Origin of the sequence: Mesorhizobium sp. B2-7-2, assembly GCF_006440775.1 — a bacterium.
In the GTDB taxonomy this organism is placed as follows: Bacteria; Pseudomonadota; Alphaproteobacteria; order Rhizobiales; family Rhizobiaceae; genus Mesorhizobium.
Window position 1 is genome coordinate 1 of the sequence record NZ_VFTZ01000012.1, and the last position, 11,892, is coordinate 11,892.

Annotated in this window: 12 protein-coding genes and 2 pseudogenes; 7 read left to right on the top strand and 7 right to left on the bottom strand. The window is 58.3% G+C overall.

What is annotated here, in order from left to right; translation table 11 throughout:
- Together FJ425_RS17425 and FJ425_RS32470 are read right to left on the bottom strand one after the other, a co-directional pair.
- The coding region (locus FJ425_RS17425) for an RNA-directed DNA polymerase (RefSeq protein ID WP_140700728.1) at positions 1–954 on the bottom strand (954 nt) is incomplete at its 3' end.
- A 329-nt stretch (positions 955–1,283) separates the two neighbouring features.
- Positions 1,284–2,069 (bottom strand): thermonuclease family protein, encoded by a 786-nt coding sequence (locus FJ425_RS32470; RefSeq protein WP_176479564.1) that lies wholly within the window; start codon positions 2,067–2,069, stop codon positions 1,284–1,286.
- Positions 2,070–3,182: 1,113 nt separating this feature from the next.
- On the opposite strand from FJ425_RS32470, the gene FJ425_RS17445 reads away from it, so the two are divergent.
- Genes FJ425_RS17445 through FJ425_RS17455 form a run of 3 tightly spaced genes read left to right on the top strand, consistent with a single transcriptional unit; the run spans position 3,183 to position 4,319 of the window.
- A complete protein-coding gene (locus FJ425_RS17445; RefSeq protein WP_064993282.1) occupies positions 3,183–3,449 on the top strand; it encodes a DUF3892 domain-containing protein in 267 nt (88 codons plus the stop codon).
- Positions 3,450–3,505: 56 nt separating this feature from the next.
- Complete coding sequence (locus tag FJ425_RS17450; RefSeq protein ID WP_084015674.1) at positions 3,506–3,751, top strand: DUF2188 domain-containing protein; 246 nt, start codon at positions 3,506–3,508, stop codon at positions 3,749–3,751.
- Positions 3,752–3,773: 22 nt separating this feature from the next.
- Complete coding sequence (locus tag FJ425_RS17455) at positions 3,774–4,319, top strand: hypothetical protein (protein WP_086081355.1); 546 nt, start codon at positions 3,774–3,776, stop codon at positions 4,317–4,319.
- 523 nt (positions 4,320–4,842) lie between these two features.
- On the opposite strand, the gene FJ425_RS17460 is transcribed toward FJ425_RS17455, so the two are convergent.
- The 4 genes from FJ425_RS17460 to queC form a co-directional block, all read right to left on the bottom strand.
- Entirely contained in the window at positions 4,843–5,376 is a 534-nt protein-coding gene (locus FJ425_RS17460; protein ID WP_064993284.1) for a hypothetical protein, read from the bottom strand.
- A 923-nt stretch (positions 5,377–6,299) separates the two neighbouring features.
- Positions 6,300–7,034, bottom strand: coding sequence for a 7-carboxy-7-deazaguanine synthase QueE (queE, locus tag FJ425_RS17470; RefSeq protein WP_064993285.1), 735 nt, complete (start codon positions 7,032–7,034; stop codon positions 6,300–6,302).
- Entirely contained in the window at positions 7,031–7,387 is a 357-nt protein-coding gene (queD, locus tag FJ425_RS17475) for a 6-carboxytetrahydropterin synthase QueD (RefSeq protein WP_013533306.1), read from the bottom strand. Before queD ends, queE begins: the two co-directional genes overlap by 4 nt.
- Positions 7,387–8,085: a 7-cyano-7-deazaguanine synthase QueC gene (gene queC, locus FJ425_RS17480; protein WP_064993286.1), complete on the bottom strand. Its 699-nt coding sequence runs from the start codon at positions 8,083–8,085 to the stop codon at positions 7,387–7,389. The genes queD and queC overlap by 1 nt, the downstream gene beginning before the upstream one ends.
- A 452-nt stretch (positions 8,086–8,537) precedes the next feature.
- Between queC and FJ425_RS17485 the strand changes: the two genes are divergently transcribed.
- On the top strand, positions 8,538–8,927 hold the full coding sequence (locus FJ425_RS17485) for a hypothetical protein (protein ID WP_064993287.1): 390 nt from the start codon (positions 8,538–8,540) through the stop codon (positions 8,925–8,927).
- Between the two features lie 209 nt (positions 8,928–9,136).
- On the opposite strand, the gene FJ425_RS17490 is transcribed toward FJ425_RS17485, so the two are convergent.
- Entirely contained in the window at positions 9,137–9,391 is a 255-nt protein-coding gene (locus FJ425_RS17490) for a helix-turn-helix transcriptional regulator (protein ID WP_064993353.1), read from the bottom strand.
- A gap of 522 nt (positions 9,392–9,913) precedes the next feature.
- Between FJ425_RS17490 and FJ425_RS17495 the strand changes: the two are divergent.
- From FJ425_RS17495 to FJ425_RS17505, 3 genes and pseudogenes are all read left to right on the top strand, one after another.
- A pseudogene (locus FJ425_RS17495) lies at positions 9,914–10,879 on the top strand (glycosyltransferase family A protein).
- Positions 10,876–11,057 (top strand): annotated as a pseudogene (locus FJ425_RS17500) (polysaccharide pyruvyl transferase family protein); the annotation flags it as partial. The pseudogenes FJ425_RS17495 and FJ425_RS17500, both read left to right, overlap by 4 nt.
- 420 nt (positions 11,058–11,477) lie before the next feature.
- Entirely contained in the window at positions 11,478–11,885 is a 408-nt protein-coding gene (locus tag FJ425_RS17505; protein ID WP_064993288.1) for a hypothetical protein, read from the top strand.
- The last annotated feature ends 7 nt before the right edge of the window (positions 11,886–11,892 follow it).

An 11,892-nucleotide genomic window follows, 5' to 3' on the forward strand; every position in this document is an offset into this window, starting at 1 on the left:
CGGACCGCCCGAGCAACCCTCGGACGCGCAGTGTAGGGTGAGCCACCTCACCGGCAGAAGCGGACATACGGTCTTACCGATAACTGATGTCTTTCCTCCGTGAATTTCTAAACCTACCTCAAGGTAGGTCGTCCGTAACGCAGAAAGCAGTCGTTCTGCATCACCAACAGTTTCAGTTCCTATTACCCAATCATCCTGCAGGCGATCGGCTGCGCCGCGCTGAAGACCGGTCCTCAGCATCGGTCTGCTGTCGATGTAGCCTGAGAGAATATCCGCGACTATACGGGATGTATCGGGCCCTATCGGGATGCCCACGGACTGACCTCGATTACATTTACGGAGAAGTACGTCGATTCGATCACCCAAGCTGTCGTTATACTTCTTGCGGTTTTTCTTGACCCGTTCCTTACCATAGGCCGCCCAAAGCACCGAGTGGGTGTATATGGATGGATAGAAGCGAAGAACGTCTGATTTGACCTCTACATCGTAGGTAGCTCGAATGAGTTGTTTGTGCACCGCGTTGCTCTTGAAGTCGGGCTCCTCAATCGCCCTGTACGATTTGGATGAGATCATGGTTCTGGAGAAGCTAAATCGCTGCCGGTCCAGCCAGCGAGATATAGTCGCCCAGTTCCTTGTCATAACCGAAGCGAGCAGAAGCTGGGGCACTGGGTTTGTAATGTGCAGTTGTCGACGCTCGTTCTTCGCTTTTGGCGTCGAGTAGAGTTCGGGTTCAGTCTCGCTTATCTCCCAAAATTTCTGATGCTTTGCATGGCTGGGCTTCAGCGGGCCGCTCGCGGCCCATATCGCCAACAATTCCCGCGCATACTCGCCGAAATCCTCGGTTATAAAGGGGGCGGCAGCTCTTTTGGAAAGTAGCCCTTCGATAGCATGACTTGAAGCTTGTCCAAAAATACGCTCCCCGAGCCCACGATACGGAAGATCAGGGTAATTCACATGGGTTTCCTAAAAATTGCCAACGCCAAATGATGGGTTTCCAAAGGTGCGCTGGACTTGCCGACCTCGCACATGATGCTGAAGACCGAGGACGCCTTCACCGGACCCATGTTCGACGCCATCAACGGGATGCTGGTCGACATGCTCGCGGCCATTGTCCGCAAGTACTATGACGACCGACGCGCAGGCAGGCTCAAGGGGATCGCCAAGGCAAAGGCCGAGGGTCACATGAAGGTCCGTCCCGAAGACGCCGAGCGTAGCGAGGCGATCATGGACATGCTGCGGAAGGGCCAGAGCTGGGACACCATTGTGCGAGAAGGCGTCTTATCCTATCCGCACCAAGGGCGGGGCGTTGGCGGACAGCTTGTAGAGCCGCAGGCGAACGGGACGGCCAGCCCCTCTGACACCAATATGTCGCCCACATCTTGGCCATCGGCAAAGAGTGAGCCGCAACTTCGCCCGTAGTTGCACCTGTCGGTGCCCTCAGTGCCTGCCGGGCAGGAACATGGAACCATCTTCAGCTCAAGCTTCGCCGCAGCAACCAACTCTTTGAGGCGTGCCTTCGCTCGACGCCCGAGGTTTCCCTCAGAGTCGCACCTTGGCTCGATGCTTTCGGGTGCGTTGAAGCCAACCAGCCGGGTCCCCTTCGCGGAACTGTTGAGCCGAATGGTATCTCCGTCCGTTACGGTGAACTGGGTTCTGGCAAGTGGCACCCTGTAGCCTGCTGCGTCTGACCTCGCGAAGGAGGGCATGCTTGGCCAAGTGATTTGGCCGCCCTTGACAACGAACGAATAGATCAGGGACCCGACGACCAATGCGAGAGCGATCCCAAAGGTTCTGACGAACCTGCCTGCCAAGTATCGAACCTCCCGAACGAGTGGGTTGCGCCAACGGCGCGGTCGCCAACGCGGCGATGGGGGCTTGTAGGTGCCTGGATGTGCGGGTCCTATCGCCTCATAGAGCTTCGCCCACTGCTTCGCGCTCAACCGCGTGCGCGGGCCGTATTTCACCAATCGGTCACGCATATCGAGGAGGAACTGGCGCTGCCATTGGCTAAGGTGGCCGCGAACCAATGCAGCCTCGATACGGGATTTCAGATCGTCCTCAGGCTCCATTTCGGTGGCCCCGCCCCTTCGCAACAATACTGGGCGGCCGGTGCAGCATACAAGTCCGATGTGGGACGCGGGAGAGGACCGAAATCATGTGCGCATGGCCCAAGGAGGCCTAGAAGAACGGCTGTTGCTTGATGATCGGAATTGCCGGATTGGTATTGTGCACCGTAACGCCCCTGCACGATGCTGCTGACGCCGCCGGTTGCGACGGCATTGGCGACCGAGAACGGGCCGATCCACGGGAGCGATGGTTCCGTCCCACCGTTAAAGGCGAACGCTACGCCAAGCTCGGCATGCAAGAAGAGATAGTTGTCAGCGGACGCGTTAAGGGAGAGCGCATTGCGCTTGGTGAGCGCTCGCCACGGTATTGATGGCAACAACGTTCGCAGCAAAGGAAGCCTTCTCGCGCGCGATGGCAGCTGCGGACTCATCCGCGCTAATTGCGCCGATCGCCTGCGCCATCTTAATGTTTTTGAGACTCCCAAGTATGTTTGCTGGGCGGCAAACAGCGGGCTGTATTTCGTTCGCAGAGCCTCAAGCTCACGCCCCTGGTCCGCTAGGACGCCGTTCCGCTCCTTGCTGGCCCTTCGCACCGATACCGACCATGTCGTTGATGCGCGCCTGCAGCGTAGAGAGGTCGGTCGAAATGCTAATTAGCAGGTCGTCGCTACTTGCAGCCATTGCTTACTCCATGGCGGTCGATCGCGCCGGGCGCGGTGGGTATTTTGACATCTGCGGATTGCTGTAAAAAGGAAATGATGGCGCGCCGCGTTCAAAGGATTGGGCGGACCACGAGGTAGTGACGATACGACAGCAAAGCTGACTATCTCAGCGTCACTATATTGTTAACAAAACGTTACTGGCCATTTACTGGAATGCCATTTTTGCATAAAAAAGAGGCAGACGGTGATTCGCCGTCTGCCTCTGTCTGTTGCGTACTCACGGTCTTGTGGTGCCGAGTGGACGAACAAGACCGCGTGTCCGCTCCATAGCAGGTCGGTAACTAGCGTCCTGAGGCGTTTTTGACAAGCCACAGGAGCTACGTAATGGTCAGACATCCTCCCAAGCCCTGCCATTCCCAATTGCTCCGCAAAGCGCTCGAAAGGAGCAATTGCAATGGCAGACGTGCAGGTAACTTGCATCAACAAAGTCCCACGTGAGAACAAGCACGAGGCTATTACAAACCTCGGCAACTCCACCGGGAAATGGTCGAGATCACAAGTGATCCAATGGATCGAAGCGGGCACGCATACTTTCTACACATCGGTAGGCGGAAAGCGCGCCAACGTCGCTGTGGTCAATGGCCCCAACGAGAAATACGTCCGCACTCACGCGGATGGCCAGTGGAACGATAATTTGCTGGCGCTTCCTGAGTGTCCGTAACGCTCTAACGATGGCGGGTTTCGGCCCGCCATCACTTTCTTCTCGGAGATTATCCTATGACCAAACTGCCGACATACACTCTGTCGTTTGACAAGAAAAAACAGGACTGGAAACTGCATAAAGATGGTGCCGACCGCGCTACTAAGCGGTTCGAAACTAAAGCGGATGCCACCGCTGGCGGCGTTCTATCCAGCGCGATTGGGAAAGATGGCGGCTCTGTCCGGATTGAGAAAAAGCGCGGCGGATATGAAGAGGAGAGAACGTTCCCCCGCGATCGCGACCCTAAGAAAACGCCCGGTTAGCCGCATAGAGAAAGCCCTCGGCATGGTGACTTCTGATTGGATTGCCGCTGTCGCGGTCGCTGTTTCTTTGATCTCCGCCCTGCTAGCATGGCTGTCGGCCGCACAAGCCAAACGGCAAGCTGACGCCGTGCTTGGTGAGGTGAATCCTACGTTTGGCGTCTACCAGGCTGAGTATGTTGAGTATTCACGGCAGGCTAGCCTAAAATTCGAGATTCTGAACCACAACAGACGAGCGTTGCTTGTCCATGAGTTGTCGTTTCAATACCCGGACGATGTAATCGTGTTTACCGATCATGACGACCTGACCGGTGTGATTGGGTCTATCATCGAGGCAGTCAAACAAGGCGGGCGAACAAAGAAATTTGCAATCCCGCACCGTGTGAAGGGATGCGGGATGAACGCTGTGCCGCATGAACTGGTCATACCCTTTAGATGTGGGTGGAGAACTGACGTGAAGCCGAAGTCATTTCGCTTTTGCTTCAAGGCAGAATATAGGCAGGAAGGCGGCTTGGCGACGGACCGCGCCTATGGCTGCGTTGACGTTGAGCCGCCGAACATTCTCCCTTGAACGCGCCTATCGAAAGTACTCGGCTGCAGAATCGTCGTGGTCATCCGAAGGCGGCGCCCAACCTACCTTTGGGAACGACGCCGGCGTGGCTCCAAGTGAGCCCAGGCATTGGTTGAGCGCTCTCAGGCCCGCAACACCCAGATCTCCGCTGCGCATTTTCCCAACTAGTAGCGCGGTAAGACCGACAATCCCGCGGCGGCAATACCGCAGCAAAGTCGGCGCCATCTCTTTCCAGGCCGCTTGCCCTGGCGCCGACAGCCATTCGTATGGCTCACCGATCGGCCGATCGTCGGGCGGCTCGAAGTGATTGACGTATCCGGATTCTTGGCAAGCGTCCCGGAAAGCCGCAATTGCTCAACGCTTTTTGCAGCCACCACCGGTCCTTAGGACCATCGGCCCTAGATATCCGACCACCCTACACCGTGGGCCAGATCCTACCTTTCCAAACATAACTTTCGGATTAGGTCTTGCGCGCTTCTCGTCGCATCTAGTTCATCAAGATCGTACCCAGCCCTCCCCTCCTTCAGTAGGGAAACAGGTGCAAGATACGACATGCCACCAAAAAGGCGGACACAAACATCGTTCCTAGTGCGACTTGCGAGGACCACAGCAAGTGTTCGCTACTGCTCTTCATGGCAGCCTTGTTGGATTTCAGCATCTCATCGTAATGGGCGCAGACTTCAGCTAGGGCGATGTGGAGCGGCTTCCCACTTTCTGCATCAGATGCCCAGCCGGAGGGATAATTGCCCACAGCATCAAAGTCTATCGGCTTGGCCGCCTCAAAAGCGTAAAAGGATGAAACCGACATCCCAAACGTCGCAAATAGTCCAACGGCACCAAAGAAGATGTCGACGTGTTCGGACTTATAGATAGCAAGCGTGCCAGCGACGACTACGGCGACAACCGCAACCATGAAACCGAGCAACGTCATCGCCCTCAAATCTGCTGCCAAAGCCATTGTTAGTTGTGCATCAAGTCGGCTCTCAGCTTCCCGCAAGATTTCCTTTAGCGTATCGTTGTCTGCCTTTTCGAGGCGAGAACTAAGTGAGGAAGCCATGATTCCATCTTTCGAATTTCAACCTGAGAAACCGCCGGGAGAACGCAAAGGTGTTAGGCACGAGGCCCCCAGACCTTCTCCGCCACCGCCACCCAAGCCTGCGCCGCCGCCACCGCCCAAGCCACCTAAGAAGTAACCTCTTACACTAGTCTTCCACAAATAACTCCACCGCAGTCGGCTCTGGCGTGCGTACGTTTACGCACGCGAAACTCCGGCGCTTGCCGGTTCATCTATGGGAGTATGCGAATGGCAAAACGAACTGTATTTCACTCGTCGCCGTCAAAGAGCGGTTGGAAGGTGACGCAAGGCGGAAACACCGTATCCGATCACAAGACCCAGAAAGCATCTGAGGCCGCCGCAACGGCCGCAGGTCGCGCTGTTCATAAGGCTGGCGGCCTCGCCCAAGCGGTTTTGCACAAGGCAAAGGGAACAATTCGCGAGGAACGCACCTACGGTGCAGACCCACGAAAAACCAAAGGTTAAGTTGCGGCGTCAGAGCTTGCGTAGCACAAAGTGGTCAACCTCTGGGTGCGCCAAACAAAGCCAACTGGCCGACGCTCAACTAAGCGGTAGACCTTGTTGCCTGCCGCATCGTAGAGGCCCGTAAAGATTGGCGCCGCGTCAGCCTCACAAGGCGGCCCGGTCAAATAGCTGAAGCGAGCCGTGGAAGACCGGCAGGCCGGTGACGCTAGACCATGACCTGATCAAGGCCCTGAAGGCCGAGGGACGGTCTGTGAGGCAGCCAAAGAGGCCCGGTGTTCACCTTCTGCGGTCCAGAAGGTGCTGACGTCGGCGTGAGGGGGCTTACCCAAGCCATAGCAGCGGCGCGACAGGCGCACGGGCTCTAGTTCCGTCCGGCGCTGACGGCGCCAGATTCTGGCCGAGGATAAGATTGGTGCAGTTCCCACACCGGCGAGCGAGACCTAGACGGCCCTCTTGTTACCCCAGAGCAGAACATGCAGCTGCGGCAATACGCGGGCTTCGAACCATCTGTCTCGCGTCACCTTTTCGATCAGCCACTCCATGCGCCTCATGATTCCGGCAAGGTCGACAGCTGCGTCTTCCTCGCCACGGCGCGGTGGCGTGTGATTGCCGGGTTGCAGATAGACCGGGAGACGTGGAAATCGGGCGGCGGCGTCTTTGGCGAAGGCGTAGTCACTCTCGTCGAAAACGACGAGCTTGAGCACGACTTGCGGCTTCTCCCGCGCCGCTTCGATGCAAGCCTCGAATGCAACCCAATCGGTCCTCATTTCGCTCGACGGCGGCTTTGGGCTGAGGACCAGTACGTCAAGCTCGGCAAACCAGTCCTTGGCCACCGAAGCTTGGGTTTCCAGCGCGAAGCGGTAACCTTCAGCATGGCCCCGCTCGATCAGGCCGCCGAAGGGCTGAATGGCGGGGTTGCCGCCCGACAGGGACACCATAACTGGCCGGGCGCCGGAAAGCGCAACCACGTTTTGCCACACCGCGTCCACTGGCATCATCTTCCATTCATCGCGGAATTGGTTGTCAACCGCATGGAGGCTGTCGCACCAGGAACAGCGGTAGTCACACCCGCCGGTTCTGATGAAGACGGTCGGCAAACCGATGAGCACGCCCTCGCCCTGGATCGTCGGCCCGAATATCTCGCTGACCCGGATTGCGGGCCGCGTGTCGGTCACGGCCGGTACTCCGCCCAGGTTTTAGGGGTTTCGCTCACCCTCACGGCGGCGGTTTCCGGCAGCCGTGCCTTGCACCATTCATAGAAATGCCTGGCCAGGTATTCCGCTGTGACCTGCTCATGCGCGAGCGCGTCGTTGAGGTGCCGGTGGTCCAAGCTCTCGTCGATATAGTGTTTGAGCGGCGCCAGATCGTGATAGTCGCGCACAAAGCCGTGCGAGTTCAGCTCCTTGGCCGAGAGCTCCACTACGACGATGTAGTTATGCCCGTGCAGTCGCGCGCACTGGTGCTCGGGTGGCAAGGAGGTGAGCTGATGCGAGGCCGAGAAGTGGAATTCCTTGGTAATGCGGAACATCAGGCGCTCCGCCTCCGCAGCGCCTCAAGCCAGAAATCGGTGTCCTCATAGTCGGTCGGGTCGGCGTGCTGCGCCAGATGAAACGCTTCGCGCCGCTCGACGCAGGTCCCGCACCGTCCGCAGTGACGTTCGCCGCCCTTGTAGCAGGACCAGGTCTGCGCAAATGGGGTCCCGTGCCTTGCTCCATCGCCGACGATGTCCGCCTTGGTGAGGTTCACATAAGGCGTATAAAGACGGATCTGCGCGTCTCCGTCGAGCGCTCGGTTCTGCATCGTCTGGAAAGCCTCGATGAAGGCCGGACGGCAGTCTGGATAGATGAAATGGTCTCCGCCGTGAGCGGCCATCCCCACTGCTTCGAGCTGCTGCGCGGCGGCGAGTCCGAAGGCGATGGCCAGCATGATGGCGTTTCGGTTCGGCACCACCGTGATCTTCATGGTGTCTTCGGCGTAGTGGCCGTCCGGCACGTCGACACCATCGGTGAGCGCGGAGCCGCAAAGGCCGCGGCCGATTTGGCGGATGTCGATGATCTGATGCGCAATGTCCAATCGCTGCGCGCACATCGCGGCGAATTTCAGTTCTTTGCTGTGCCGCTGGCCGTAGTCGAAGGACAGCAGCCCGACAAGTTCGTGCTCCGCTGCCACTTTGTGGGCAAGGGAAACGGAGTCCAATCCGCCGGAGCAGATGACGAGAGTCTTCATCGTGGTATCCTTGTTTTGACCGGGTAAGGCTGCGACCGGAGATTTCTCTGCGCTCCCCCTAGCCCAGCCAGTCAACTTTGTGAACCCTGTGGCGCTGACTCGCCGAGGGTGCGGCTGGGTCGCGACACCGCGCAGCCTCCTTAGGTCAATGTTCAAACCCGGGCATACGCTTAGAATCACAAATGCGAAGCCTCGCGATATGGCTTGGGAAGAATTCCCGTACTCGTGGGAGAGCGGAGGCTGCGGAGGCCACGCGCTGCCTAACAAGAGCAAGGGAGTGAGCGTGGTGCCGAGAGGTAGTTCAGTGGGCGTGCCCCCTCGCTTCAGCATCAGTCCGAATCGGACAGCACGATGGGCGGCAGAACCCCGGTTAGGATCGGTCGTCAGCCGACATCTGTGAACAAGCCGCATGCGTCGTTGCAATCACCCCTCTACTACGCGCAATTGCCGACATGGCCTCGCAGGAACTGGATTGGGCGATTTTCCAGATGGCGGTCGAAAGCGTCCGCTCTCTCTCATCAAGTTTCAGCGAAAGAGCCGCGGAGATAGCCGCGAGGAGCCAGGGTACATTGGTTTTCGACGTGCGGGTCGACGATGACCCGCAGGTGCAGCGAATCGCGGCAATCCGGTATCGAGGCGAACAAACTGGCGTGGTCGCGTTGGACAGGCAGGGCCTTCTTACCCACTATTGCATGGTGAATGACACGTTCTCAGATCTGATGGCGCCTTTGGAGAACTGGACAAGCATGCCCCTCTCAACGCAGGCAAAGATCGATATCACCGTCCATGCCGGCCCCTTCCTCGCCGCCCTACGAAATGCCGGTCATCTGCTTGGCAGTTAGCGTGACTGGAATGCATGTGTGATCCTGCATTCCCCCCGAACGCGCCGCGAGCGGCGCCCGAGCTAGGCTCTCCGGGCGCGTATGGCACCTGCTGCTCGCGTTGGTGATATCCTGGGCAAACGGACCTGTGGCGCAAACGCTGGGTTCCAACAATGCGAAAACGAGAGACCTGTTTCCCGGCAACCAACGGGAAACCGGCCTTCCACCGATCAGGCAGCGTCCAATATGTCCGCCTCCGTCTCAAGAATTCCGGCGGGTAGGGACAGCGATTTTGCGATCCGGTCCCTATAACCCTTGTTGTATCTCAGACCGGACTCAATGTTCAGGATTTCCTCAGCGGCAAGCCCGCACGCCACTGCCAGGTCCTCGACGGAATATCCAAGGTGCTCACGATAAGCACGGGTGATGTGGGTCCCCGCCGACATGGCCGTCAACACCGGCTCGGGAATGCGTGAATCTTTCATAAACACCTCGAAGAAGAGCAAAGATGCCCGGCACCTCGGGAGAGTTCCTCTGGACCCGGACAGTCAAATGAATTGACTCAATTCAGCCTGGAGGTCTGGTGCATGAGGCACCTAAGACCAGCGGCCGGAGGCGGTATATGGTGGCTCAACCGGGTCCGATCAAGTCGTAACAAACTGACCGCCGCAACATGGTCTGATCGACTGCGCCGACCATGCCCGCGCCACCCAGTGGGGCTGATCACCGCCGACGTTCCGGGGCAGTAGTTCGGCTTGCTCAACCCTGGATTCGGTGTTCCTGCTGGCCTGCTAGCCATGTCGAAGCAGCCGCCCCGGGCCAACGGGAACGGGCAAACGAGAGTGCGCCCGAGACCCGAGCTGATTGGTGCCATAGATGACGCCACGCTCGCCGCAGACGGCCTATCCACGCCATGGATGATCATCATCCATACAATCACTTTGGCCAACCATTGCCGAATGCGTTACTCGGGCCTCGCACAGACCTCCCGAAGGCATGGATGAGAATTGGCCTCTTTCACAATCGTCATCCCTTTTTATCAGAAAAAAGCGGGGATTCTTCGCCGTTCGCTACAGAGCGTATTTGAGCAGACTTATACGGGCTTTGAGGTTCTGGTTATCGACGATGAGTCCCCTCTTCCGGCTGAGGTCGAGCTGGAAGCGCTTGACGCCGATCAGAGGTCGCGCATCACGGTCATAAGGCAGGCCAACGCCGGCCCTGGTGGCGCTCGCAACACCGGGCTTGAGAACGTTTCGCCTTCGACGCGTCTCGTCGCTTTCCTCGATTCAGACGACACCTGGCTGCCACATCATCTGCACAACGCTTTTGAGAGCATGTTGTGCTTCGGAGGGGACTGTTACTGGGCCTCAATTCAAGCGAGCGAAGAGTTCTATTACCACCTCGCAATATCCGAACTTGCAGGGGCGGACGGGTGATTCGATTGGGGGAGCAGCCGCTTGTCATCGAAGTTCCTGACCTTGCAAGCGCAATGCTGAAGGACTGGAGCTTTCTCCATCTTTCTGGAATGGTGATCGGCCGTACCATCTTCAAAAAAATCCGTTTCGACGCCACTCTTCGGCGCGCCGCAGAGGACGTGCTTTTCTTCTGCGATACAATCCTCGCCTCTCGGCGCAGCCTGCTCTGCGGTGATCCGGGCGTCGTGCGCGGCTTGGGCGTCAATATCTTTCACCGCATCGACCGCACATCGCGCCGCTTCCTGCAGCAGCAATTCAACACCTGGGCAGCGCTCGACGCGCTCGAAGCTTGCTTTGCCTGACGGCCAGAGGAAGTTGAGTCAATCGCCACCCTCCAAGGGCAGAGCGCGTCGCCAGGCGCTTTGGAGCCAGGCCGGACTTCTTCGTCGCGGCAAAGTGCCAAACGTCGGCCTGCTCGCGCGTTGGGCGTGGCGTGACCCTGAGTTGCTGCTGACACTGAGGGAACTCGGGACAGCTAAGTTTGCGGAGGCGAAATGACTCCATATCATTGGGAATCGAGCCACGGCAATTTGGTGACGACCTCAATCTCTGGCTATGGGACTTTCTGTTGCCTGGATTCCGGGAGGTGCACCAACAAACAATGCTCGTGGGCGTCGGCACGGTCCTGAATTCGGGCCTGCTTCCGCGCGGTGTGCACAAGCTGGTTGTGGGAAGCAGCCGCGGGGAACCGCAGCTTAGTCCCGATGGCTCGCTCGACGGCTTGAAAAGTCGCTTTGGTGAGGTGCTGAACGGAATCCGCAAAGATTATCTTTAAGCAACGGGACGCTCCAGCAAATGTCGAAAATCAGCGTGGCGTGCTGCTCGCGGCCAGACGAGGTCGCGCGATTGAAGACACGCGATGACAAAGTCCGCGAGCAGCGACTCGGGCCGGAAATTCCGGAACTCCGTGGTGCTGAGACTTGGCGAGAGGTGCGTTGGCGGGTCCCACGCAAGTCACGCCGTTCTAGCGCGAGGAAGCTTTGATCGCATCCATGGCGAGACAGGCGCGGTGCCGAGCAGTTGGGCATAGAGGACACCGACAGAATGGGGCTGCAGCCTGGGGCAGACCCGGACCCTGTTCGTGCGTGATACACAGATGCTTCTTGTCCGCATACCGGTGATTTCGATCGGTTTGGGGTGCTGGGGGCTTCCGGGGCTGATATTCAGCCGGGTGCTCACCGGTCTGTTCAGCGCTGTCGTCAACATGGTGGTGGTGGAGCGGCTCATCAATGTCTCGGTCAGGGCGCAGTTGTTGGCGAATTTCAGGGCGCTCGCCAGCTCGGCCGTTCTGGCCGCAGGTGTAACGCTCGCCGATCATTGCATTGGCGCTCAGACCACGCAGACCGGCTTGGTTCTCCAACTCGCCGTCCTCATCTGCCTCGGCGGAACTCTCTATTGCGGTTTCAGTCTCTTTCTCTGGATCGTTATGGGCCGTCCGGATGGGCCGGAAACCGAAGTGAGAAAGCTCGCTTTCAAGGTGCTGTCCAAAGTCAGCCACGCGTGATCTCCAG